Below are 26,332 nucleotides of genomic sequence, written 5' to 3'. Positions count from 1 at the left end.
ATGTTTATAGAAAAGAAAAATTATTTTTATATTGAAGAGTTTGAAAAATATGGTATTACAGCGGTCTATACAAAAAAAATCGCTGGAAATATGTCTGATTACTGTCCAATTGAAAATCAGAAAGAAGGAATACAGAAAAATAATCGTGAAAAGTTGTTAAAAGAACTGAATTTATCTGATAAACAGGAAGTAATGGCTTTTCAGACACATTCTAACAATGTAAAAACCATTGGTGAAGATACAACGAAATATTATTATGAAAAAGAAGAAGATATTGATGGGTTTCTGACAAAAAGGAAAGACATTGCTATTTTTACATTTTATGCGGATTGCTTGCCGATTTTTGTATATGATAAGGAAAATCAGGTTATAGGAGTATGGCATTCAGGGTGGCCAGGAACGTTTAAGGAAATGATGAAGTCGGGGCTTTTGGAAATGCAAAAAAATTATGGGACACAAGTTGAGAATGTGATAATGGCGTTAGGAATTGGGATTGGTCAAAAAGACTACGAAGTTGGAAACGAATTTTATGATAAATTTTTAGAAAAATTTGGGAAATGTAACAGAGAAATTGTGGAAAAATCATTTTGGTTTAATGATAAAATAGGAAAATATCATTTTGACAATACAAAATTTAATGAGCTTATGGCACTCAAACTTGGGATAAAACAGGAAAATTTGATTGTAGCAGCTGAAAGTACATTTGATGAAAAATTTCATTCTTATAGAAGGGAAGGAAAAAACGCTGGAAGGGCTACGGCTATGATTAGTTTTAAATAAATTATACAAAAAATATGGGAGATAAATAATGAATTTTTTAATAAAAATATGGATTGCATTTATTTTGGACTTGATTTTTGGGGATCCGGAAAAAATTACACATCCAGTCCAGATTATTGGTAAAATGATTACATTTTTAGAAAAAAAATTATATGGGAAAAAAGGAAGCTTTGCTGGTGGAGCAGTTTTAGGTATTTTAGTAGTTGCAATTACATTTTTTGTAATGTATGGATTTGTGGAATTGACAAAAATTGTAAAAATTTTGGAAATTTTGGAAATTTATTTGATGTATACAGTATTTTCGGTAAAATCACTGGCTCGCGAAGGAAAAAGAGTTTATAAAATTTTAAAATTAGGAAATTTGAAAGTAGCAAGGGAAAAATTGTCTTATTTGGTTTCAAGAGATACGGAAAAGATGGATAAAGTTATGATTATTAGAAGTACGATGGAAACTATTTCGGAAAATATGGTGGATGGCGTGATTGCACCGATGTTTTATATGTTTGTGGGTGGACTTCCGCTTGCAATGGCCTATAAGGCAATAAATACACTTGATTCAATGGTTGGGTACAAAAATGAGAAATATGCAAAATTTGGTACATTTTCGGCAAAATTAGATGATGTGGTAAACTTCATTCCAGCTAGAATTTCAGGTATTTTTATAACAGCAGCAAGCTATATTTTGAGATACAATTACAAAAATGCATGGAAAATATTTAAAAGAGATAGAAAAAATCACGCAAGTCCAAATTCAGGACATTCAGAAAGTGCAGTAGCAGGAGCATTGGGAGTACAGTTTGGCGGAAAAGTTTCATACTTTGGAAAGGAAGTGGAAAAGCCCACAATAGGCGATAAGAAAAAGGAATTTAGATTAGAAGATATTAAAAAAAATATACTATTAATGTATGTTACAAGTTTTGTAGCGATATTTTGTTTTTCTGTAATTTATTTGATTGTAAATGGAATGTTCAATAGTATATTTAATTCAATTGTATATTTTATATTGTATTTTTTTGTTAATATGTTATTGTAATAAAATTATTTTTTAAATAATTTTTCAGTCCAGTAACATAGAAAATATGAAATTTTAAAATTTAATGTTCCAGTTCCAGTTGCCAGAAGATTTGTCAGCACGTGGCTTTCAAAATATTTCTGGCTTACTTTCCCAACTATAAACATTCCCGCACAAAATATTAACATTCTTTTCAAATATTCAACATTTCCACGTAATTTTCCCTTGTCTTGAAAGTATAAAATATTATGCACACCATTTACAAGTAAATTTATATTTATAGTAGAAATTATTGCTCCAACTAAATATCCAAAATAAAGTTCTACATAGTTAAAAATTATTCCTAGAAAAAGGAGAAGTATCGCAATAAAAATAGAAATAATGTATGCTTTTTTTATGTTTTGTGGCATTTTTTCCAACATTTTTATTCCTTTCACAATCTATAATTATTTTATGTTATTTACTTGCTTTATAAGTGACCAATAGCCAGAAATTGCTCCTATTATCAAGAAAACGATTAGGACAAGTGGCTGATCCGTTTTGAACAGATATTTTTTTAAAAGTAAATAAAAGCCTAGCATAATTAATATTGGTAACGCCAAAATATAAACCATATTTGTTGCAAGGGCAAAATATTTCATTAATTTACTGTTTTTTCTATTTTTTAATTCTTTTTCATTATTATGTCTGCCTAACTTTTTTTCTATTTCAAAAATCTTTTGTTTTCGTTTTTCTTCCTCTTGTGAAGTTTTCCCGTTGTCAACTATTTTATTTTCATTTTCTAAGATTTCTTTTTTGTTTTCTAATTCCATAATATAACTTCCTTTTACACTTTTATTCAAATTTTTAGTTCATAAAATCAGTAAAATCTATAATTTTTTTAGTACAAAAAATATTCTGCTTTCTCCAAATTCAGGATTAGAAGCAGTATCAAATACTTCAAAACCATTATTTTGAACAGTTTCCACAATCCATTCAGGTTCATAAATAAATTTATGCTGCACTTCGTTGTATTTTCTGAATAAGTTATCATTTTCATTTTCACGGATAAATAAGTCAATTTCTACTAGATGTTTTTTCTCACTTAACTGTTCATGCCGCCAAATACTCGTATATTCAGGTTCTTCATCCAAAAATATATTATTTTCAAATATTTCCTCGAAAATATCTTCTGTTACAGCATCAAAAATTAAATATCCGTCTTTTTTCAAATTTTGATTACATTTTTTGATAAATTTTAAAAATTCCTTTTCATTTTTTAGATAATTTACCGTGTCAAAATTACAGATAATATAATCAACTTGTTGAATTTCATTATTTTCATTTATATTTTCATAATTTATAATGTTCTCTTTTACTAATTTGTAATTATTTATAAAATTATTCTTTAATAATTTTTTTTCAGACATTTCTAGCATTTTTTCTGATAAATCCACTCCAATAACTGTAAATCCATCTTTTAAAAATCGTAATATAAATTCCCCTGTTCCACATCCTAAATCAAGAACAGTTCCCTTTTTCTTGATAAACATTTGTAAAAATTTATACCATTCGTCATAATTTACATATTTCATAAAAACATCATAAATTTCAGCAAATTCCTTGTGCATTATTTTCCTCATTTCATTATTTTAATAATATACTCAAACCTATTTTAAATTAAACTGCTAAAATTATATAAATTTATAGTTTGAGTAAAATAGTCATAGCTTTTGAGTTTGGTTTTAAATAAGTTTTACTATATTATAACATTTTTAATATAAGTTGTGAACTTCAAAAATAAAAAATACACCTAAGATAGCTATTTCTCTGGTGTATTTTTAAGACAGAATATTTAGTTAATCTACAAATAATAAATTTGTGATTTTTTCAATGTAAGGAATTTTAAATTCTTTTTCCAAGATTGATGAAGCAGTTGCAATAATTTGTAAAATAGTTAAAACGATAAAAATTAGAGCAAATAAAATATTCCCAACGACGATAACAAAGTTTAACAATGATGATACTAGTAATAAAACTGTTATTGCTAATGTTTGTTTTGAATATGTTCTAACAAAATTGTTTTCACTTTCTAAAATTAATGCAAAAATTGGAATGACTAATCCACCAATTAATGTAAAAACTTAAATTTACAAGAAAAGCTGCTGCGTTTGCTTTTAATCCAGCAATTGATTTTTGTTCACTTATTTTATTGTTCATAACTCCTCCTAATATATTTTTATATTTAAATTATTCCTTTTGCTTAAAAGAATTTTAACATAAAAAATTTAAAAAATCAAATTCAAAATTACTTATATGAAAATTTTCTAGTAGTTCACAAATCATATTAAAAATGTTATAATATCAAATAGCAATAAAAAAGGGTGAGAACATTGAATATTACTTTATATAGAAAATATCGGCCCCAAAATTTTGATGAAATTGCAGGACAGGAATTTGTGTTGCGGGCGATAAAAAATTCCCTAAGAGAAAATAAGCTGTCACATGCGTACTTATTTACAGGGCCACGTGGTGTGGGAAAAACGACTATTGCAAGGCTTATTGCGAAAGGTGTGAATTGCTTAAATAGTGAGGATGTGACAGATAATCCTTGTGGGGAATGTGAAAATTGCCGTGAGATTTCTCAAGGGATTTCTATGGATATGATTGAAATTGATGCGGCTTCTAATCGTGGGATTGATGAAATTAGGGAACTGAAGGAAAAAATAAATTATCAGCCTGTTAAAGGAAGAAAAAAAATATATATAATTGATGAGGTTCATATGCTTACAAAAGAGGCATTTAATGCACTTTTGAAGACATTAGAAGAACCACCGTCACATGTTATATTTATTCTTGCGACAACAGAGATTGATAAAATACCAGACACAGTTATTTCTAGATGTCAGCGGTATGATTTTTTGCCGATTGACAAGGAAGATATAAAAAAATTGCTAAAAAATGTGGCTGAAAAAGAAAATATTACAATTGATGATGCAAGTCTTGATTTAATTTATCGTAAGTCTGAAGGAAGTGCAAGAGATAGTTTTTCTATTTTTGAGCAAGTTGTATCAAATTTTAACAATGAAGAAATTGATATTACAAAGACACAAAATGCTTTGGGAGTTGTGCCTGATGTAATTTTGGAAGAATTTTTAAATCTGATACGAGAAAGTGATAAAGAAAAACTTGTAGATTTTATTGATAAAATTTGGGAAGATGGACTTATAATCGAAACTTTTTTGAAAGATTTTTCATATTATCTGAAAGAGCAGTTTAAGAAAAAGACTGACTTACCAGTAAATTTTCTGCTGGATGCAATAAGTGCGATTTTTTTTACTTTAAATGAGTTTAAATATGAAGAAGACAAAAGATTGCTTGGCTATGTTCTGATTCACGAACTTTATAAAAATCAGAAAAATAATTCACAAAGTATAAATTCTAGTGAAACTGTTTCTTCTTTTGACAAAAATTACATAAAAGAAGTGTCTAGCGATATTTATGAAAAAGTTATAAGCCAAATTTCAAAAAATCCAAAAATAGCAAGTTTGGCTTCTACAGCTGAAACCCAAGAAAAAGAAAATATGGAAAAAGCTCAAAAATCAGAAAGTACTACAAAAGATTATGATATTTCAATTTTTTCTAAAAATTGGGAAAAAGTGTTGCTGGGGATAAGAAAAGAAAGTGTGATGCTTGGAGCATTAGTAATTGAAAGTTTTCCAGATAGAGTGGAAAATGGTGTATTGCATATAAGATTTCCGAAGGAGCAGAAATTTCATAGTGAACAAATTTTACTGCCAGAGAAAAAGGCCAAAATTGAAAAAGTTATTAATCATATTTGTAATTCAGATATTACGATTCATACTTTTCTCGAAAGTGAAAATTCACAAAATGAAGAAGACAAGTTTATGCAAAATGCAATTAAATTTTTTGGTGGAGAAATTTTAGAAAAAAAATAATTTTAAATAAGTAAAACTGCTTTAAAACAAAACTCAAAAGTTATGACTATTTTACTCAAACCCTAAAATTATATAATTTTTAGTAATTTAATTTTAAGTAGGTTTGAGTATATTTTAAAACATAAGAAAAATTTTAACATATTCAATAAAGCTATTAGCAAGGAAAGGAATGATAAATATGAAAATTAAAGTTATTTTGAAAGAAAATATAAAAGGTGTTGGGAAAAAAGATGAGATAGTAGAAGTTAAGGATGGATATGCAAATAATTTTTTGTTAAATCAAAACAAAGCAATACTTGCAACGCCTGAAAATATTAATAAATTGAAGGCAAAAAATGAAAAAATTCAGAAAAATCATGATAAAGATGTAAAAAACGCAAATGAACTAAAAGAATTTTTGGCAGAAAAAGAAATTGTCTTAAAAGTGAAGGCTGGAGAAAATAACAAAGTATTTGGATCAATTGGGGCAAAGGAAATTGTAGAGGCTTTGAAAGAACAGCTGAATGTTGAAATTGATAAAAAGAAAGTATCTGCCAGCTCAAAAGTTAAAGAAATTGGATTACACAATGTAGAATTAAAACTTCATTCTGAAGTTAAGGCAAATTTAAAAGTTAGAGTTGAAGCAAAATAATTTTAAAAAAGATATGAGATTATCAAATATATTAAAGTGCTGTATGTTTTAATTTTGATTTTTAAAGTGTATTTTTATAGAAAATAGAAAGTGAGAAATTTTAAAAATGGGATTATATGATCTGGAAGATGAGGAAAATAGCAAACCTTACAGTATAGAAGCTGAAGAGGCACTTCTTGGCTCTGTCTTTATAAATCCCAATGTTATAGGTGACATTGTTGATATTGTAACGGTGGAAGATTTTTACAAAAATAACTATAAGCTGATTTTTTCTGAGATGATAAAAGCTTATAATACGGGTAAAATAATTGATGTGCTTCTAATAATAGAATCTCTAAAAAAACAGGAACTGATAGATGAAATTGGCGGAGAGGATATTATTTACGACTTGACAGAAGTTGTGCCTACTGCTGCGAATGCTGTTAATTATGCTCAGATTATAAAAGATAAGTCTGTACAGCGTCAGTTAATAGATATTGGTGAAAAAATTGTAAAAATGGCTATGCGAGGGTATGATGAAGTTGACACAATGCTTGATAAGTCAGAAAGTATGATTTTTAAAGTTGCAGAATCTAAGCAGAAAAAAGATATTGTACCTCTGTATGAATTAGTTCAAGGTAAGATAACCCAAATGGATAATTATACAGATAATAAAGGTAAAATAACTGGTATTTCTTCGGGATTTGAGAGATATGACAGTATAACAAGCGGCTTTCATGGCTCGGATCTTTTGATTCTTGCAGCACGTCCTGCAATGGGAAAAACTGCATTTGCATTAAATCTTGCAATAAATGTTGCAAGACAAGGTAAAAGTGTGCTTATATACAGTTTAGAAATGGGAAATGAGCAATTATTTGACAGGCTTGTAGCAAGTGAGGCAAAAGTAAGATTAAAAGCCTTAAAAGACAGTACTTTATCTTCAGAGGAAATGATAAATTTAGGAAATGGTCTTGGACGGCTTTCTGAAATGCCAATTTATATTTCGGATTCTTCAAGTGTAACAATGCTGGAAATAAAGGCAACTGCAAGAAGACTTAAGTCTGAAGGTAAACTGGACTTTATGTTAATTGACTATCTACAGTTAATTAGTCCTTCTGAAAATTCAAGAAAAAGCAGGGAACAGGAAATATCTGAAATTTCACGATCGTTAAAAATACTTGCAAAAGAACTGAATATACCGATTGTAACGTTATCGCAATTATCACGTGGAGTGGAGCAGAGAGTCGATAAAAGACCGATTTTGTCAGATTTAAGGGAATCAGGGGCAATTGAGCAGGATGCGGATATGGTAATGTTTTTATACCGTGAAGAATATTATCACAAGGACACTGCTCAGGAAGTAAATAATCTGAATATTCCACAACAGTATGTGGAAAAACCAAAACCGGAACCAAAAGATGATGACAATAAATTAGAAAAAGTCGAATTAATAATAGGAAAACATAGAAGTGGACCTACTGGAACGATAGAACTTGGATTTAGACCAAGCTATCAGCAATTTGTAAATGTGGTAGATGATGAATTTGCACCATTGCCGCAATAATAATTTTAAGTAAAAATAAATTTAAAGGAGATAAAATAGAAAATGGAAAACAGAAAAAGGGTAGAATTACTAGCACCAGCAGGAAATATGGAAAAATTAAAGACAGCATTTCACTTTGGGGCTGATGCATGTTTTGTTGGAGGAAGTTCATTTAATTTGAGAGGAATGTCTTCAAACTTTAAAAATAAGGAATTAAAGGAAGCTGTAGATTATGTTCATAGTTTAGGTAAAAAAATATATGTTACATTAAATATTTTTGCACACAATACAGAAATTGACTATTTACCAAGATTTATAAAAAAATTGGATGAATTTGGCGTAGATGCTGTAATCGTAGCTGATCTTGGAGTATTCCAGACAGTAAGAGAACACGCTCCAAATCTTAAAATTCATGTAAGTACACAGGCAAACAATACAAACTGGATGAGTGTGAAAACTTGGAAGGATTTAGGAGCAAAAAGAGTTATTCTAGCTAGAGAAATGTCTCTAAAAGAAATAAAAACAATTCGTGAAAAAGTACCAGATGTGGAAATAGAAGTATTTATTCACGGAGCAATGTGTATGGCTTACTCGGGAAGATGCTTACTAAGTAACTATTTTACAAACCGTGATGCAAATCGTGGAATTTGTGCACAGGACTGCCGTTGGAACTATAAAGTGATTGCAGAAGGTCATGAAGAAACTGGAGCTCATGACATTGTTGAAAATGAAGAAGGAACATATATGTTCAATGCTAAAGACTTGTGTTCTATTGAATTTATTGATAAAGTAATTGAAACAGGAGTAGATTCATTAAAAATTGAAGGAAGAATGAAAAGTATCTACTATAATTCAACTGTAGTAAAACAATATAAAAGAGCATTGGATAATTATTATTCAGGAAATTACAAATATGATCCAGACTGGCTGAAGGAACTTAAAACAATCAGCCATAGACAATATTCAAATGGATTTTATTTAGGGCCTACTTCTGAAAAAGATCAAAATTATGAAACAGGACTTTCTTATAGCCAAACATATAGACTTGTTGCAAATGTACTTGAAAAAGTTGATACAAATAAATATAAAATTCAGATAAGAAATAAAGTTTATGCAACTGAAACTTTGGAATTGGTACGTCCAATCGGAGATGCTGTTAAATTCAAAGTAGAAAACTTTTTAAACACAAAAAATAACGAATTTCAAGAATATGTAAATCCAAATACAATCGCTATTATTGAGACTGATGTGGAAATGGGACCGATGGATTTAATTAGAATTAAACTGCCTGAAGGACAATCGGATAGCGATATGGATACTGAAGATTTTTAATTTAAATAAATTATAATTTAATTTAAATTTTAACAAATAAAAAGCATTGAAAATAAAAGATAGTATTTTTTAATCTTTAATAAACTATTTATTCATTGAAAATTATTTAAAAAAAGATAAAAACTATACAAATCAAAAAATGAGTTATAATTATCTATATCCAAATAACTTTTTATTTTTAGGAATAAAAATTTTGGAGAAATAAAAATTTTAAAGAAAAATAGAAGTGGAGATAATTATGAGAGAAAAAATATTAGTAATTGAAGATGATCCTAAAATTTCAAGATTATTAGAAATAGAATTAAAATTTGAAGGATTTGATGTGTTTTTTGCATACGATGGTAAAGAAGGGCTAAATATGGCAAAATATGGTTCGTATGACATCATCTTACTAGACGTTATGCTTCCTAAGATGAGTGGAATGGAAGTGTGTAAAAGAATAAGGGAAACTTCACAAGTACCTATCATTATGCTTACTGCAAAAGATGAAATTAGTGACAAAGTAGTTGGATTTGACTACGGAGCAGATGACTATATGACAAAACCGTTTTCAAATGAAGAATTGCTTGCAAGAATAAAAGCTCTTCTTAGAAGAACTAAAAAATCTGTCGTTCACAAAGGTGTATTTGAATTTGAAGATTTGACAATTAACTATTCAACTTACGAAGTGTTCAGAGATTATGGGAAAAATTTGATTCAATTATCAAAAAGAGAATTTGAACTTCTTGACTTTTTAGTATTAAATAAAGGAATTGTTTTATCAAGAGATAAAATCTTGGAAGAAGTTTGGGGATTTGATTATATTGGAAATGATAATATTCTTGATTTGTATATTAAATATTTAAGAGATAAAATTGACAGACCTTATGAGAGAAAATTTATTCAGACTGTAAGAGGAATTGGATTTATTTTTAAATAAGGAGTAAAGAATGAAAAATTTAAAATTAGAAGATCGTATTTCAGCAAATTACGCTCTTCTATTTTTGGTATTAATATTAGTTTCTAATATTATTCTTGTTTATTCACTGCAAAGGCAGTCAAATAAAGTGCTTGAAATTTCTGCAAGTAGTAAAATGGAAGAAATAAACAGTTTTTTGGATAAAGTTGGAATTTTTTCTGATAAGACAAATGTGCTTACACTTGACTTTAATCCTGAAGTTGTTGAGGGGAAAAAGGTTATTCACGTAAAACCATTTAACCCTGGAGAAGACAACTATTTGTATGTACTGGAAATAAAACAAAATAAAGATTCTGTAATTCCAATTAATACACTTGGAGACACTGATACCGAAGAAGCCTCAATGACTAACGAAAAAATGATTAACTTGCTCGAAGGCTTTAATCTGGAAGATAATAATTCAGAAGGTAAAATAATAAATATTGAAAAAAATAAATATTTTGTCTTTAAAGTGAGCAGAGAAATAAAAAATTATAAATTTAATATTTATACTTTAAAAAATGTAACGCAGGAAAATCAAATTTATAAAAGATTAGAATACCTTGTTATTTTATTTACGATAATTGGTGTTGTTATAACGATTATTGTATCTAAAATAATGAGCAGAAGAATTTTAAAGCCAATTAATAACGTAATAAAAACGGCAAAAAGTATTTCAACAGATGATTTGAGTAAAAGAATAGAAATACCAAAAGAGGAAGATGAACTGCAAAATTTGACACTTATTATAAATGAAATGCTGGATAGGCTGGAGACTTCATTTGAAAATCAGACAAAATTTGTATCCGATGCTTCACATGAATTGCGTACTCCGCTTGCGATTATAAAGGGATATGCAGAGATTATACGAAAACGTGGGATGTCAGATATTGATATATTTGTGGAGTCGATAGATTCAATAATTAGTGAAACAGATAATATGCGTAATTTAATACAAAAGCTCCTATTCTTAGCAAAAGGTGAAATCACAAAAATTAATACAAAATTTGTAGACATTGACGCAAATGAAATGATTCATCAAATTCATTCTGACACTGTAGTTTCTAATAAAACGCATAATTTTCATCTTGAGATGGGAGAAAATTATAAGATTAAAGGAGATGAAACCTTGCTTCAGCAAGCAATCAGAGCCTTAATTGAAAATGCTACAAAATATTCAGAACCACATACAAATATTTATATTAAATCAGTTATTAAAGATGGATTTGGACGGATTTCAATAAGAGATGAAGGAGTCGGAATTTCCGACGAGGATGCAAAAAGAATTTTTGATAGATTTTATAGAGTTGACTTATCGAGAACAAAGGCAACTGGTGGAACTGGGCTTGGACTTGCGATAGTAAAACGGATTGTAGAAATTCACAATGGAAAAATTGAGATAGAATCTAAAATGAATGAGGGAACGGAAATTTCAATTGTACTTCCAATTGGAGAAAATATAGTAAAAGCAGCAGAAGAAAATGATAAGAATGTAAAAAAGGAAAGAACAGAAAAGAAAAGAGCGGTATTTAGCTTTTTGAAAAAAGAAAAAGAACATAAACATAAAAAAAGAAAAAATAGAAAGGGAAAATAATGACTAGAAAATATTTTGGAACTGATGGAATGAGAGGAGAAGCCAATAAAGACTTAACAATCGACTTAGTAACACGTCTAGGACTGGCTCTTGGATATTATTTGAAAAAGCATAGAAAAAAAGCTGGAAAGCCAAAAATTATTCTTGGAACTGATACAAGAATTTCAGGTTATATGATTCGTTCAGCTCTGACAGCAGGACTAAATTCTATGGGAGTAAATATTGATTTTGTAGGAGTATTGCCTACTCCAGGAGTTTGCTATCTGACTAGAAAATTAAAGGCTGATGCGGGAATTATGATTTCTGCTTCACATAATCCTGTAAAGGATAACGGAATAAAAATATTTAGTCAAAATGGTTATAAATTACCTGATTCAGTTGAAGAGGAATTAGAAAAATTAATGGAAAAAAAGGAAGAACTTTTAAAACATCAAGTGCCAGGAGATGATTTAGGAACATTTAAATACGTGGAAGATGACATGAGAATTTATTTAGATTATCTAACTTCTACTGTAAAAACTAATTTTTCAAAATTGCGAATTGTAATTGATACAGGAAATGGTGCAGCATATAGAATTGCTCCAAAAGTTTTTCAAGCCTTGGGAGCAGATGTTGTTGTAATTAATAATATTCCAAATGGGAAAAATATTAATGTTAATTGCGGATCTACTCATCCAGAACTTCTTCAAGATGTAGTAAAAGTTTATAAGGCTGATTTAGGACTTGCTTATGATGGTGATGCTGACAGATTGATTGCTGTTGACAATACAGGTGCAATTATAAATGGAGACCTGATTATTGCGATTATTGCAGAATATATGCAAAAGAGAGGACTTTTGAACGATAATAAGGTCGTGACAACTGTTCTTAGCAATATGGGATTTGAAAAATATCTGGATGAAAAAGGAATTGGATTAATTCGTGCAAATGTTGGAGATAGATATGTTCTTGAGAAAATGAAAGAATATGGACTAAATATTGGCGGAGAGCAGTCTGGGCATATTTTAATGCTTGACTACAACACGACTGGAGATGGAGTGCTATCGTCAATTCAACTTGTTGCAGCTATTTTAGAAAGCGGAAAAACGTTGCATGAACTTGTAAAAGGAATAAAATTATGGCCTCAAGATTCTAAAAATATCTTTGTTGCAAAAGAGAAGAAAGCAACTTGGGAAACAAATAAGGAATTAATCGATTTCATAAAGGCAAAGGAAAAAGAAATTGCTGGAAAAGGTAGAATTTTAGTAAGAGCTTCTGGAACAGAATCACTTATAAGAGTAATGGTTGAAGCAGAAAGTCAAAAAATTGTTGATAAATACGTAGCAGAATTAAGTAAAAAAGTGGAAGAAACACTTTGCTAATTAGAAAAAATGTTTATAAAAAAAGAAAATCATAGTTAACTAGGCTATGATTTTTTTCTTTAAATTAATTCTTTTTCCTTGAATTTACTTCATTTACAAATTTTTTAAATAATTTTTGTGCAGTTTCATCATTAATTGCCATCATTTCTGGGTGCCATTGAACCCCAACGATAAAAATTTCATCTGAAATATTTTCAATAGCCTCAATTACACCGTCTGCACTTTTTGCAGTTACAGTGAACCCCTGTGCCAGTTCATTTATTATTTGATGATGGTAACTGTTTATAAATCCAATTCCTTCAGGATAAATATCGCTTAAAAAACAGTTGCTCGCTACAGAGATAGAGTGAGTTGGAGTGTGGGCTCTAGCTTTTTGAAAATGCTTTATTGATACATTTTCATTGTAGGAAAGATCTTGATAAAGAGAACCGCCACATTCGACATTTGCTATCTGCATTCCACGACAAATTCCCAAAATTGGCTTTTTATAATTTATTGCATAACGGATAAGAAGCGAGTCAAATTTATCACGTTCTGGAAATATTTCTCCCAGCTTCTCCTTTGGCTCTTCCCCATAAAGAAGTGGAAAAACATCATTTCCTCCAGTTAAAATTATTCCATCCACATTTTTTACAAATTCCTCAATAATATCTTCATGTTCATTTAAAGGCAGAAGGTGTGGTACACCACCAGCATTTATAACAGCATTGATATAGGAAACATCAACATAAGCACGCTTATATCCAGCAAAAAGCCCTTTTTCCAGTCCAAGTATATTACTTGAGATTCCAATGATAGGTTTTTTCATATTGTCCTCCAATTTATAAATTTTAACATATAGATTTAACCATATTTTTTTTTATTAGTCAAATGTTTTGATTTTTGCTATATTTTTTATATTGTTAACAATTCTGTCAAGAACTTCTATGAAGGAATCCTGTTTTTTATCTGAAAACATATATAAGAAAAGCAGATTTAAATCTTCTTCAAAATTTTCTGGTAATATTTTACATTTCTTTTTGCAAAGTTGAATTAAACGTTTTTCACCAGGATGTGTTACTTCGTTTATCGCAAACAATAAATCAAAATACGAAGCCAGAAATTCTGCTATTCTATGATTTATACTAACAAAATCCTTTCTTTTAAGGGCTTTTTTAATTTGCTTAGGGTACGCCGGCATTGAAGAGTCAATTAATTCCAGTTGTCTTTTTATTATATTTTCTTTTAGCTGTTTTGGGTAATTTATAGAATATTTATTTTTGTATTTTTCAAGAGTTCCGTTTTTGTCGTATATTATTTTGCAAGTAACTAAATTATGCCACATGCAAGTTGTGTAGGAGTTGCTAGGCTGGCATTTGATAACGACTTTTTCGATGCCTTTTATAAAATCTTCCATATCTCGATAAAGAATATCAATTTCAATTCCATTGTTTAAAACACAGTTGTCTTCATATTCCCAAAAACTGTTGCCAATTTCCATATAACTGCAAAATTTTTGTAGAATATTTTTTCTTTTTTCTTCACTAATTGGTGAATTGACATAAAGGTACACATCATAATCTGATTTTTCATCATAATTTTCTCCTGCTCTTGAACCTCCTAATGCTATTGCATCCACTTCTTCAAATAAAGAAATTTCTTTAAATAGTTGCTGTATCATTTTACCTCCTCAGTTTTTATTTTTGATTGAATTAAAAATGTCCTTAAAAATAAGGAATATTTAATTTAGGTGTTTCATTAAAAAGAATTTTCATATATTTTAGCATTTATATTTAAATTTTCCAATTAATGTTTATTTTAAAAATCTTCAAAAAATAATTTGAATAGCAAAATAAGTAGTAATATTCTAATATTTTTGAGATAAAAAACTTTTAGGATGAGAAATAAAGTTACAAAGGGAAAGTATATTCTGCAGAAAATTCAAAAAATAAAAAATATTTAAGGAAGCTGTTTGATCCAGTAATATAATTTTAATGTTTACATTAACAGAATAAAAATGTTATAATGTAACAAAATTATTTTAAAACGAACTGAAAAATTAAAGTTATTTAATTTTAATTAGTTTGAGCATAATATAAAAAAATATGATTGGAGAAATAACTGTGGATGTACATCATTTAAAAATTTTCTTTGAGGCATGCAAGGAGAAGAGTTTTACTAAAGCTGCAAAAAATTTATTTATCAGCCAATCAGCAGTGTCAATACAAATAAAAAAATTGGAAACGAAACTTGGAATTCAACTTATTGAGAGGAATTCTAAAAATTTTAGACTAACTTTTGCTGGAAAAGAACTATATAGGATGTCAAAAGATGTTTTTGACAAGATTCTACGTGTAGAAAAAGAGATGGAGAAAATATCGCAATTTGGGAAGGGAAAAATCTGCATTGGAGCGACTCATAACATTGGAGAGCCAGTATTGCCGAGAATTATGGTAGAATTTAAAAAACACAATCCTGAAATTGAGTTTGACTTGTATATTAAAAATCGTGAATCGCTCGTAAGGCATTTGAAGGAAGGAACAGTCGACATTGCCTTAATGGAGGAGTATTTTATTGAAGATAAGGAAATAAAGGTTATTGAAACAGAAGAATATCCGTTTGTAGTTGTAGCTGGAAAGGAAATATCTGATTATAAGGAATTAGAGCAGATGCAGCTGTTAAAGCGGGATACAGTTTTGACAAGCAAATATCTTGACTTGTTTGAGAAAATAATCGGATTTAATTTAGAAAATAGAATTGTAATAAATGGAAGCATTGAAACAATGAAAAATCTTATAAAAAGTGGGCTTGGTTTTGCAGTTCTTCCATATTACAGCGTTTATGAGGAAATAGAAAAAGGTACATTAAAAATCATTCATAACTTTGAAAAGTCGGAAGATAAATTTCAGATTGCATATATTCGTGAAAATGGAGAAAAATCAGGAATTGCCAAATTTGTAAAATTTGTAAGAAATTATAAGATTACACCTGCGTTATTTTCAGTAAAAAAATAGTAGTAAATCTAAAAAAAATGAAATAATTTATAATTAAATTCTGGGAGGAAATATGTTAAAGGAAAATATTAGAAATTCGTATTTGACTGCCTTTGAAACTGTAAAGGCATTTGTAGAAAATGAGGAAAATATTGAAAAAACAGAAAAAATTGCACAGGAATTAGCATTAGCCTATAAAAATGGGAAAAAATCGCTAATTGCAGGAAATGGTGGAAGTAACTGTGATGCAATGCACTTTGCAGAAGAATTTACAGGAAGATTTAGAAAAGACAGAAGGGCCTTGCCGTCTATAAGTATCAGCGATTCTTCCCATATTACATGTGTTGGAAATGACTATGGATTTGATTTTGTGTTTGCAAAAGGTGTGGAAGCATTTGGGCAGGAAGGTGACTTTTTCTTTGGAATTTCAACTTCGGGAAATTCTAAAAATATAATTGAAGCTGTAAAATCGGCAAAAGAGAGAAATTTAAAAACTGTAGCACTGCTTGGAAAAGATGGCGGGAAATTAAAAGGAGTATGTGATTATGAATTTATAATTCCTGGAGAAACATCAGACAGGATTCAGGAAGTTCATATGATGATTTTACATATTATAATTGAAGGTGTGGAAAGAATTTTATTTCCTGAAAATTATTAAAATTAATAAGGCTTTTTTTAAATTCGAGGAGGAAAATGAAAAAAAGTGTAAATATAGAAAAAATTAGAAATACAGAATATCTGAAATTAGCACTTGGATTTACTTTGTCAACTCTGACAACGCCCTTGTTAAATTCTGTTGATACAGCTGTTGTAGGAAATCTCTCAAATCCAGTATTTATAGGTGGAGTTACACTTGGAGGAACAATTTTTAACACAATATATTGGCTTTTTGGCTTTTTACGTGTCAGCACATCTGGATATTCTGCAAAGGCTTTTGGAGAAAATAACGAAAAGGAAGAAATTACAGTATTAATCCGTCCCGTATTAATTTCACTTATTTTAGGATTTCTGTTTGTTATTTTTCAGAAACCTATTTTATGGGGATTTATTCATTTTTTTGATGCTGGAAAGGAGATTACGAAATATATAGAAATTTATTTTAATATTCTAATATGGGGAGCCCCTTTTGTATTTCTGAACTACACATTTTTAGGATGGATAATGGGACGAAAAGAAATAAAAAAATGTTTAATCTTGCAACTTATGACAAATATTGTGAATATTTTTCTTGATTTATATTTTGTAGAAGTTTTAGGAATGGATGTTGCTGGAGTAGCACTTGCTACACTAATTTCCCAAATTATGACAACTCTTTTATCAATTTTTATTATTTTAAGAACTTTTTCACTAAAAAAAATCTTGCACAATATAAATTTGAAAGAAATATTTGATAGAAGCGAAATGAAAAAAGTTGGAGCAGTGAATTCAGATTTAGTGCTTCGTACAGTCTGTTTACTGGTAGCAACAAATTTATTTTTGGAAAAAGCTGCGCATAACGGTAAAATAATATTAGCTGCAAACTCTATATTATTTCAAGTTCAATATTTAATGTCATATATTTTTGATGGCTTTGCTAATGCATCAAGTGTATTTTCAGGCATAGCGGCAGGAGAGAAAAATTTTAGAAAACTAAAATGGGTAATGAGAAAATCAATACAGTTTTGTGTTATAATTTCAATATTTTTGAGTACAGCATTTGTTTTTGGAGGTAAAAAGCTGCTGCTGTTTTATACAAAAAATGCAGAAGTCATAAATACTGCAAATCAGTATAAAATTTGGATAATCATATTTCCATTAGTTGTAAGTTTTGGGCTAGTAATTTACGGAAATTTTACAGGCACAACAGAAACAGAATATATAAGAAATTCAATGATACAGGCATTAATAGTATTTTTAATCTTTTATTTTGCGGGAACAGCGATTAACCAAAATCATGGACTATGGTTGTCGTTTATAGTATTTTCGCTAGCAAGATCAGTATTTTTGATAAGGTATATTGGTAAATTTTTGAACAAATATAAACTGAATTTAAGTTAAAATAACTAATTATCATGCTGTTTATTGCATAAAGCAAATTTACTATAATTTCATCTTCATTAAATAGTTTTTTATAAGAGAATTAACAGTTTTATGTGGTATATTTCTATTGAAACAAATTTTGAAGAAAAGAGATGGTAATTATGAAATTAATGAAAAAATCTATGTTAGTATTGTCTGTAATGACATTAATTGGAGGAATGAGTTTTGCAGCGGCAGGTAAAAAAAGACCTACTGTAAGAAGGGTAGCTTCAGAATCATATACTTGCGGTTCTGAAAGAATAACAGTTTCTTATCCAGCAACAAATACTGCCAGAGTAGTTACTAAAGCAGGAAATGTTTACAACCTTAAGGTAGCAACTTCAGGTAGTGGATCAAGATATGTTTCTAAAAATGGAAATGTAGAATTCTTTAAAGGTGGAAAAGACGCTATTTATAGAGGACCTAATGGAATTGAAAAATCTTGCACAAGAAGATAACAGAATTCATTCTTAAATTAAAGAACATAACCGATAGATTAAATGATAAAATCATAAAGTCTTGAGGTTATGTTTTTTTAGTTATAAAAAAATTAGAAAAATCAAAGAAAATATGCTATACTATTATAAACAAATTATAATGGAAATAAAATTAAGGAGGAAACTTATTATGAAAAAAAGTATCTTAGCAATTTTTGCGATTTCAATGACATTATTTGCAGCTGGTGAGGGGGAAGTGAAAAAAGTTCACGATAATAAGACAGCTAAATTGGTAAAAGACTCATATTGTAATAAACCTAAATCTCATGGAGAATTTAAAAAGATAAACGATAAAGACTACAGAGTTGATGTAGATTTTGAAAAATGTGTATTTGATGGCGAAACTTATGAAAATGTAAAAGTTGGCGTGTTAATTCAAAATGTTGAAAAAACTGAAAAATATTTGAAAAAATATAAATATATGCATTTAAAAGCAGGTAAAAATTTAGTTTTCAATTCAAATGACAATAGTTACTATTACAATGGTTCATGGGCATTTAATAATGATAAGGCATATCCTACAGTATTTGACGGAAAATAATTTATAAATAAATTTAGGACGGTAGTTTTATTAAATTGCCGTTTTTATAATTTTTGAGGTTAGATTTTGTAGTATAACTTCTTTAAAATCAAACTCAAAAGCTATAACTATTTTACTCAAAGCCTAAATTTACCATAATTTTTAGTAGTTCAATTTTAAATGGGTTGGAATATACTTAATAAATTATTTTCACAACAAATTCATGAAGATTAGATCAAATTTTTAATACTCGCAAACATAGAAAAAATAAAAATTTACTAACGAAAAATTCAAAGGATAGCATAGATGAAGTTAATTTTCATACATGGTTTGAATATCTTTAAAGAAGGGCTGATGTGAACCACATGAATAAAAAAAAAGAATGTGAAGAGCTATGGGCAAAAAATAAATATTATGTGTTAAGCAAATCGCATAAAGTGTACTTGGAAATAAGAAAGTATTTGAAAGAAAAAGAAATTGATACTGTATTTATTAATGAAAGAATACAAAAAGTAAGGGATATAAAAGAAAGTAAAAAAGATTTTAGTAATGCAATTCTTCATTTATGGGGATATTTCAAAAAAAAGGCAACGAAGATCGAAAAACAAGGGTTATTTAACATACTGGAAGAATACATGGGAGGAAGAAGTAATCAGAAATCGCTAATTGAATATATCAATACTTTACTAAAGAAATATCCAAATAAATATTTACAAGAATCCACTTTACTAACAGGAGAAAACGATGAGACTATGGCATGAACAAATTATTCATCTATTGCCTAAAAATCAGCTTCTTGGTCAACATAGAGAATGTTGTGCGCTTAGGGGAAATGGATGGAAAAAGAAACATAAAACAGTAGACTATGTATTTTTATATTCTCCATATTATTTATTTGTTTATCATTCATTGGTTATGGATGAAATGGAAAAAAGAGGGTATAAAGTTTCTAAAGAATGGAGAGAAAAGAATTATAGAGGAAAGAAAGCAGAAAATTATAATAATCTTGAAGAAAAAATTATAGATAGCCCAATTTACAAAGAACACGATAATGAATATTTAGTTGAGTGTATCGAAAATTTGAAAAAAAAAGGGATTGAATTAGAACTATAAAAGTTTTGATTGTTTTAATTACTACAACTCATTGTCCTGCAGGGGAGACACAAGCTAGTGATTCATGTAATAATTTTTTTATGAAAAAAACAGCTGTGAAAAGAGAATTATTTTAAAATCTTATTCAAAAATCCTCTACAATATGATAAAATGTATTTAGATCTTTAAAGCTAGATTTAAAGCTAATCTTTCTTTAAAACATAAAAAATATATTGAAATGAAAGGAGATGTATGATTAAAAGAGTATCATTACTAATGTTATCAATTTTAATGATGATGACTGTTGCTGTGCAATCATACAGTAAAGAGTATAAAATGAAAGTAAAGATTATTACTGCAAAAGGTGATGTTAATATTAATTTGTTACCTGATAAATCGCCTGTAACTGTTGCTAATTTTGTAAACTTAGCAAAAAAAGGATATTATGATGGATTAAAATTCCATAGGGTTATTGACAACTTTATGGCACAAGGAGGAGATCCGACTGGAACAGGAATGGGAGGACCAGGATACCAATTTGAAGACGAAGTTAATAATGGACTGAATTTTTCTAAAGCTGGTAAACTAGCTATGGCAAATGCTGGACCAGGAACAAATGGAAGTCAGTTTTTCATTACAACTGTACCAACAGAATGGTTAAATGGTAATCATACAATTTTTGGAGAAGTTGTGTCAGAAGCTGATTTGGATGTTGTAAAAAAATTATCTAATGGAGATGTAATGACAAAAGTTGTAGTTGAGGGAGATGTTGATGCTTTCTTAAAAACTCAAAAAAACAGAGTTGACAGCTGGAATAAAACTTTAAAGCAAAATTTTCCAAATAAATTTTAATTAAAGGGGAAATAAATATGGCAAAAGAAAAAGTAGTTTTAGCATATTCAGGTGGACTTGATACATCGATTATCATACCTTGGCTAAAAGAAAATTATGATTTAGAAGTGATTGCATGCTGTGTTGATGTTGGACAGGATGAAGATATGGAAGCTGTAAAAGTTAAAGCTATTGAATCAGGTGCTTCTAAAGTTTATGTAGAAGATAAAAAAGAAGAATTTGTAAAAGATTATGCTTTCCGTGCTTTAAGAGCGGGAGCAGTTTATGAAAATAAATATCTGTTGGGTACTTCATTTGCAAGACCTTTAATTTCAAAAGTATTGGTAGATGTGGCTCATAAGGAAGGAGCCTCGTATATTTGCCACGGATGTACTGGTAAAGGAAATGATCAGGTTAGATTTGAAACTGGAGTATTTTCATTAGATCCAACATTGAAAATAATAGCTCCTTGGAGACTTTGGGACATTTCTTCAAGAGAAGATGCGATTGATTATGCACAAAAAAATAATATAAAAATAACTGTAACGAAAGAAAAAATTTACTCAAGAGATCAGAATTTATGGCATATCTCACATGAAGGCGGAGATATTGAAGGTCTTGAAAATGAACATAAGGAAGATATTGTCTATATGATGACAACTCCACCTGAAAAAGCACCAGATAAGCCAACTTATGTGGATATTACATTTGAACAAGGATGGCCAGTAAAAGTAGATGGGGAAAATTTAGAGCCTGTCGCATTACTTGAAAAGTTAAATAAAATTGCTGGAGAAAATGGTGTTGGAGTAATTGACATTGTAGAAAATAGACTTGTTGGAATGAAGTCGAGAGGAATTTATGAAACTCCAGGTGGAACATTGCTGATGGAAGCACTAAAAGAATTGGAAACATTAATTTTTGACAAGGATACATTTGAATTTAAAAAGCTGGTATCACAAAAATATGCAGGATTGGCTTATTCAGGACAATGGTTTACACCACTTCGTGAAGGACTTGATGCTTTTGTTGATGAAACTTCTAAAAATGTAAATGGTACAATAAAACTGAAATTATACAAAGGAAGTATAAAAATAGCTGGTAGATTTACTGATTTTGCATTATACGATGAAGAAATTTCATCATTTGGGGCAAGTGAGCTGTATAGTCATAAGGATGCGGAAGGATTTATAAAATTATTCTCACTTCCAAACAGGATTAGAGCTTATAAAAAACATAAATAAATTTTAAATAAAGGATTCCTAAAATAACAAATTTGGGAGTTCTTTTTTTATATTTTTTGTTTCCATAAGATAATTAATTTTTATAAATTCATATTTTGCAATAAAAGTTTATCGCAATAATTTCAGATTAATACGTAATTCCTATGGCTAGGCATAATTTTATTTGCCTAATTTCAAGACATCTTTTTCCAGTAGTCAAGCAGTCATAGTTGAATAAATAAAAGATTTGTCTGGTTGTTTAGATATAATTTACAGTATTGATTATAGTATTTTTTAAATTTTTAAATGGATTGGGTATAATTAAAATTTATTGCAAATAAGAACTAAAAAATATAGTTAAAAAATTTACAAAATAGTTTTTTTATAGTACAATAATAAAGAAAATAATCAAAAATAAAATAATAAATAAAAATATTTTTAAACTAGGAGGATTTGATGAAAATAAAAGATATGTTTGAACAGAAGAAACATCTTGTTTCCTTTGAGATTTTTCCACCAAACAAAAACTTTTCGCATGATAAATTAAAAGAGGTAACAGCAGAACTGGTTGAATATAAACCTGATTTTATTAGCGTTACATATGGTGCAGGCGGGCAGACTAAAGGTGGGACTATTGAAATGGCTTCTCACATTAAAAATAATTTGAAAACAGAAGTTTTGGCTCATTTAACTTGTGTTGGAAGTAAAAAAAATGAAATTCACGATTATTTACAGGAAGCAAAAAGTAAGAATGTAAAAAATATTTTGGCACTTCGTGGAGACGTTCCGCAAGGCGAAACAGAAGATATTTATAACAAAGGCGATTATAAGTATGCTTCTGAACTTATTAGTGATTTAAGAAAAAATAGTGAATTTGATGATTTTTCAATTGGTGGTGCATTTTATCCAGAAACTCACTATGAAAATAATGATTTGATTGACCTTTTCATTTGAAGAATAAAGTTGAAGCTGGGACAGATTTTTTAACTTCTCAAATGTTTTTTGATAATGATATTTTTATAAAATTTAAGGAAAAAGCAGAAAAACTAGATATAAAAGTACCTTTAGTTGCTGGAATTATGCCAGTTACAAATGCAAAACAAATAAAAAGAATTATAGAACTTTCAAAATGTTCTGTTCCTCAGAAATTAGATAAATTATTGGAGAAATATGGAGATAATCCAGAATCTATGAAAAAGGCTGGAATAATGTATGCAAGTGAACAAATTATAGAATTATTAGCTTATGGAATTAAAGGAATCCATATTTATACAATGAATAAGCCTGAAATCGCAAAAGAAATTATGAAAAATATTGAATTTGCAAGATAAGTTCAAAAAATCGATTAATAAAAAAGAGCTTGTTATTTAAAAATTGATAAAGACAATTTTGATTTGAAGACATTTTATTAGATAAAATAATATAAAATCATGGGAAGATTATATTGCAGTAGGATTTGATAACAATATTGTGATTAGTCTTCTCTTTTTTTATAATTCAAGATTATGTTTAAATTTTTTAATTCAAAAAACAACTTTATTTTTGATAAATTTTATAAAATATAGTATAATAAAGATAATTTAATTATAGATTATTAGTAAAATGATAAAATTTTTGTGAAATAATAAAAATAGAAAAGGAGAAAAAATGATTTATTTGGATAATTCAGCTAGTACAAAACCACGTAAAGAAGTTATAGACACACTTCTTCAGACAATGGAAGAAAATTATGCAAACGCTGATGCAATTCACAGTTTTTCCCATAATATTCTTTTGAAAATAAAAAATGCGAGAAAAATCATAGCTGACTATCTGAAAGTAGAAGCCGAAAGGATTTACTTTACAGCAGGAGGAGGAGATGGAAATAATCTTTTATTGCAGGGAATTATTAATGCAAACTTTCGTACAAAAAAGCATCTTATAACAACAAAAATTGATCATCCATCAGTTTATGAGGTGTTTAGACATTATGAAAATACTGGTTTTGAAGTTGATTATCTAGATGTTGATAGAGATGGATTTGTGAATTTGCAACAGCTTCAAGATGCAATTCGTGAAGATACATTGATTGTATCTGTGGGAGCAGTAAATAGCGAAACTGGAGCAATTCAGGATTTAGAAAAAATTTCGAAAATTATCCAGGCAAAAAATAAAGACACTTATTTTCACACTGATTTTGTGCAAGGTCTTGGATGTACAAATATAAAATTTGATAAATTTCCTGTAGATGCAATAACAATAAGTGGACATAAAATTCATGCACCAAAGGGAATTGGAGCCATCTATATAAATAAACGTGTCAAAATTGCAAATATAATTTACGGTTCAAATGCTGAAAATGGAATTGTAAAAAGAACAATGCCTACGGAACTTATTCTTGCATTTACAAAAGCTGTGGAAATTTTATCGAGGGAAGATAAGCTAGAAATGGAGCATTCTCAAAAAATAAAGAAATTACTTGCAGACAGGATTTGTGAAGAGATTAATGATATCAAGCTTAATTCATCACTTAATCCTGAAAAATCAAGTCCAAAAGTTCTGAACATATCTTTTAAGGGAACAAAAGCTGAAGTATTGACACATTTTCTGGGAATGTATCAAATTTATGTTTCTACAGGCTCGGCTTGTTCATCAAAGAAAGGAAATAGCAGAATACTTGAAGTTATGGGGCTTAATCAATCTGAACTGGATGGAGCGATAAGATTTAGTTTTTCAAAAGATAATACTGAAGAACAGATTGCTGAAGTTGCCAAAAGGCTAAAGGAAAGTGTGGAAAGAATTAGAAAAATGAGATAAAATTTTTTTTAATAATATTTAGAAAGGGAAAAAATGAAAAATTATACTAATAAAAATTTATTAGACGCGATAGGTCTTTCTTATGGAGAATTGTCACTGAAAGGGAAAAACAGAGGACAATTCGAAAAAAAATTACGAAATAAAATCAATAAAGTGTTAAAGGGATTTGATTATCGGCTTTTTGATGATTTGTCAAAATTATATGTTTTAATAAATCCTCAAAATCTAGATGAAGTAACAGACAAATTAAAAAAAGTTTTTGGAATAGTTGGGCTTAATCAGTCAGCGAAAGTTGAAAGAAATGATGAATTTATAAAGGAAAAAGTGCTAGAATTTGCAAACTATGCTTATGAAAATGGAGCTAGAACTTTTAAAATAACAGTCAATCGAAGTAATAAAGGATTTGAAAAAAAATCTATGGATTATGCACGTGAACTCGGAGGACATGTGCTTGTAAACAGTCCGTTTGAAAAAGTTAAAATGAAAGATCCAGATGTTATGATAAATATAGATATTAGAAAAAATGTTTATATTTACACAGATAGAATAAAAACTTATGGAGGACTTCCTCTTGGATCGACAGGAAAGGGGCTTGTTCTTTTATCGGGTGGAATAGACAGCCCAGTTGCTTCGTTTATGATGGCAAAAAGAGGGATGCGTCTGAATTTTATTACATTCCATAGTTTCCCATTTACAAGTCAGCAGGCTCTTGAAAAAGTAAAGGAATTAACTGATATTTTATCACTTTATGTTGGAAAAACAAGACTTTATTCGTTAAATATATTAAAAATTCAGGAAGCAATAAATACTCAGACAAAAAAAGATTTAGCAACAATTTTGACAAGACGTGCTATGATGCGTCTAGCTGAAAGATTGTCAAATACTATGCAATACCAAGCTTTAATTACAGGAGAAAGCCTTGGACAAGTGGCGTCTCAAACAATGGGAGGACTTACATGTACAAATGCTTCTGTAGAAAAATTGCCAGTATTTAGGCCTCTTATCGGAATGGATAAGACAGAAATAATTGAAATTGCAAAGGAAATAGAAACTTATGAAAAATCTATTGAACCGTATGAAGATTCATGTGTAATTTTTGCACCAAAGCATCCAGTTACAAATCCAAAGCTGGAAGATGTACTGGAAGAAGAGGCAAAAATTGAAAACTATGATGAAATTATGAATGAAATTTTTGAAGAACGTGAGTATTTTAATTTTGGGTAAAAATAAATTTTAAAA

26 protein-coding genes and 1 pseudogene are annotated in these 26,332 nt (G+C 28.9%); 21 read left to right on the top strand and 6 right to left on the bottom strand.

The window, feature by feature from the left end; genetic code table 11:
- Entirely contained in the window at positions 1-780 is a 780-nt protein-coding gene (locus tag FVE75_RS07825; RefSeq protein ID WP_147005962.1) for a polyphenol oxidase family protein, read from the top strand.
- A 28-nt stretch (positions 781-808) separates the two neighbouring features.
- Positions 809-1,813: an adenosylcobinamide-phosphate synthase CbiB gene (gene cbiB / locus FVE75_RS07820; protein ID WP_147005961.1), complete on the top strand. Its 1,005-nt coding sequence runs from the start codon at positions 809-811 to the stop codon at positions 1,811-1,813.
- Positions 1,814-1,818: 5 nt separating this feature from the next.
- On the opposite strand, the gene FVE75_RS07815 is transcribed toward cbiB, so the two are convergent.
- The 4 genes from FVE75_RS07815 to FVE75_RS11735 form a co-directional block, all read right to left on the bottom strand.
- Positions 1,819-2,214 (bottom strand): hypothetical protein, encoded by a 396-nt coding sequence (locus FVE75_RS07815; protein WP_147006462.1) that lies wholly within the window; start codon positions 2,212-2,214, stop codon positions 1,819-1,821.
- Between the two features lie 24 nt (positions 2,215-2,238).
- Entirely contained in the window at positions 2,239-2,604 is a 366-nt protein-coding gene (locus FVE75_RS07810) for an AtpZ/AtpI family protein (protein ID WP_147005960.1), read from the bottom strand.
- Positions 2,605-2,661: 57 nt separating this feature from the next.
- Positions 2,662-3,402, bottom strand: a complete 741-nt coding sequence (locus FVE75_RS07805; protein ID WP_147006461.1) for a class I SAM-dependent DNA methyltransferase — start codon at positions 3,400-3,402, stop codon at positions 2,662-2,664.
- A gap of 454 nt (positions 3,403-3,856) precedes the next feature.
- Positions 3,857-3,991: a hypothetical protein gene (locus FVE75_RS11735; RefSeq protein WP_269472152.1), complete on the bottom strand. Its 135-nt coding sequence runs from the start codon at positions 3,989-3,991 to the stop codon at positions 3,857-3,859.
- Between the two features lie 173 nt (positions 3,992-4,164).
- Between FVE75_RS11735 and dnaX the strand changes: the two genes are divergently transcribed.
- From dnaX to glmM, 7 genes are all read left to right on the top strand, one after another.
- On the top strand, positions 4,165-5,730 hold the full coding sequence (gene dnaX, locus FVE75_RS07795) for a DNA polymerase III subunit gamma/tau (protein WP_147005959.1): 1,566 nt from the start codon (positions 4,165-4,167) through the stop codon (positions 5,728-5,730).
- A gap of 178 nt (positions 5,731-5,908) precedes the next feature.
- Positions 5,909-6,361 carry a 50S ribosomal protein L9 gene (gene rplI, locus FVE75_RS07790; RefSeq protein ID WP_039901469.1) on the top strand — a complete coding sequence of 151 codons (453 nt, stop codon included), beginning with the start codon at positions 5,909-5,911 and terminating at the stop codon, positions 6,359-6,361.
- Between the two features lie 106 nt (positions 6,362-6,467).
- The gene (gene dnaB / locus FVE75_RS07785; protein ID WP_147005958.1) at positions 6,468-7,904 is read left to right on the top strand and encodes a replicative DNA helicase; all 1,437 of its coding nucleotides are present in this window, start codon (positions 6,468-6,470) and stop codon (positions 7,902-7,904) included.
- Positions 7,905-7,946: 42 nt separating this feature from the next.
- Entirely contained in the window at positions 7,947-9,215 is a 1,269-nt protein-coding gene (locus tag FVE75_RS07780; protein ID WP_147005957.1) for a peptidase U32 family protein, read from the top strand.
- Positions 9,216-9,453: 238 nt separating this feature from the next.
- Positions 9,454-10,134, top strand: coding sequence for a response regulator transcription factor (locus tag FVE75_RS07775; protein ID WP_021744742.1), 681 nt, complete (start codon positions 9,454-9,456; stop codon positions 10,132-10,134).
- A 10-nt stretch (positions 10,135-10,144) separates the two neighbouring features.
- Entirely contained in the window at positions 10,145-11,746 is a 1,602-nt protein-coding gene (locus tag FVE75_RS07770) for a sensor histidine kinase (RefSeq protein ID WP_147005956.1), read from the top strand.
- Positions 11,746-13,107 (top strand): phosphoglucosamine mutase, encoded by a 1,362-nt coding sequence (gene glmM, locus FVE75_RS07765; RefSeq protein ID WP_147005955.1) that lies wholly within the window; start codon positions 11,746-11,748, stop codon positions 13,105-13,107. Before FVE75_RS07770 ends, glmM begins: the two co-directional genes overlap by 1 nt.
- A 64-nt stretch (positions 13,108-13,171) precedes the next feature.
- Here the strand turns inward: glmM and FVE75_RS07760 are convergent, their stop codons facing one another.
- Entirely contained in the window at positions 13,172-13,915 is a 744-nt protein-coding gene (locus FVE75_RS07760; protein WP_147005954.1) for a gamma-glutamyl-gamma-aminobutyrate hydrolase family protein, read from the bottom strand.
- Positions 13,916-13,969: 54 nt separating this feature from the next.
- Positions 13,970-14,767, bottom strand: a complete 798-nt coding sequence (locus FVE75_RS07755) for a nucleotidyltransferase domain-containing protein (RefSeq protein ID WP_147005953.1) — start codon at positions 14,765-14,767, stop codon at positions 13,970-13,972.
- 442 nt (positions 14,768-15,209) lie between these two features.
- On the opposite strand from FVE75_RS07755, the gene FVE75_RS07750 reads away from it, so the two are divergent.
- From FVE75_RS07750 to thiI, 12 genes and pseudogenes are all read left to right on the top strand, one after another.
- Positions 15,210-16,100, top strand: coding sequence for a LysR family transcriptional regulator (locus tag FVE75_RS07750; RefSeq protein WP_147005952.1), 891 nt, complete (start codon positions 15,210-15,212; stop codon positions 16,098-16,100).
- A 52-nt stretch (positions 16,101-16,152) separates the two neighbouring features.
- A complete protein-coding gene (gene gmhA, locus FVE75_RS07745) occupies positions 16,153-16,737 on the top strand; it encodes a D-sedoheptulose 7-phosphate isomerase (protein WP_147005951.1) in 585 nt (194 codons plus the stop codon).
- A 35-nt stretch (positions 16,738-16,772) separates the two neighbouring features.
- A complete protein-coding gene (locus tag FVE75_RS07740; protein ID WP_147005950.1) occupies positions 16,773-18,116 on the top strand; it encodes an MATE family efflux transporter in 1,344 nt (447 codons plus the stop codon).
- 143 nt (positions 18,117-18,259) lie between these two features.
- Positions 18,260-18,595: an MliC family protein gene (locus FVE75_RS07735; RefSeq protein WP_147005949.1), complete on the top strand. Its 336-nt coding sequence runs from the start codon at positions 18,260-18,262 to the stop codon at positions 18,593-18,595.
- 169 nt (positions 18,596-18,764) lie between these two features.
- On the top strand, positions 18,765-19,175 hold the full coding sequence (locus FVE75_RS07730; protein WP_147005948.1) for a MarR family transcriptional regulator: 411 nt from the start codon (positions 18,765-18,767) through the stop codon (positions 19,173-19,175).
- 344 nt (positions 19,176-19,519) lie between these two features.
- A complete protein-coding gene (locus FVE75_RS07725) occupies positions 19,520-19,915 on the top strand; it encodes a YbgA family protein (protein WP_147005947.1) in 396 nt (131 codons plus the stop codon).
- On the top strand, positions 19,899-20,267 hold the full coding sequence (locus FVE75_RS07720; protein WP_147005946.1) for a TIGR02328 family protein: 369 nt from the start codon (positions 19,899-19,901) through the stop codon (positions 20,265-20,267). The genes FVE75_RS07725 and FVE75_RS07720 overlap by 17 nt, the downstream gene beginning before the upstream one ends.
- A 276-nt stretch (positions 20,268-20,543) precedes the next feature.
- A complete protein-coding gene (locus tag FVE75_RS07715) occupies positions 20,544-21,098 on the top strand; it encodes a peptidylprolyl isomerase (RefSeq protein ID WP_269472177.1) in 555 nt (184 codons plus the stop codon).
- Positions 21,099-21,115: 17 nt separating this feature from the next.
- The gene (locus tag FVE75_RS07710) at positions 21,116-22,318 is read left to right on the top strand and encodes an argininosuccinate synthase (protein ID WP_147005944.1); all 1,203 of its coding nucleotides are present in this window, start codon (positions 21,116-21,118) and stop codon (positions 22,316-22,318) included.
- Between the two features lie 435 nt (positions 22,319-22,753).
- Positions 22,754-23,628 (top strand): annotated as a pseudogene (gene metF, locus FVE75_RS07705) (methylenetetrahydrofolate reductase [NAD(P)H]).
- Between the two features lie 316 nt (positions 23,629-23,944).
- Complete coding sequence (locus FVE75_RS07700; RefSeq protein ID WP_147005943.1) at positions 23,945-25,093, top strand: cysteine desulfurase family protein; 1,149 nt, start codon at positions 23,945-23,947, stop codon at positions 25,091-25,093.
- A 33-nt stretch (positions 25,094-25,126) separates the two neighbouring features.
- Positions 25,127-26,317, top strand: a complete 1,191-nt coding sequence (thiI, locus tag FVE75_RS07695; protein WP_147005942.1) for a tRNA uracil 4-sulfurtransferase ThiI — start codon at positions 25,127-25,129, stop codon at positions 26,315-26,317.
- Positions 26,318-26,332 lie beyond the last annotated feature (15 nt).

Source organism: Leptotrichia hongkongensis (assembly GCF_007990635.1).
GTDB lineage: Bacteria > Fusobacteriota > Fusobacteriia > Fusobacteriales > Leptotrichiaceae > Leptotrichia > Leptotrichia hongkongensis.
Note: the sequence above shows the minus strand (reverse complement) of the source record. Positions and strands in the feature narration are given on the sequence as shown.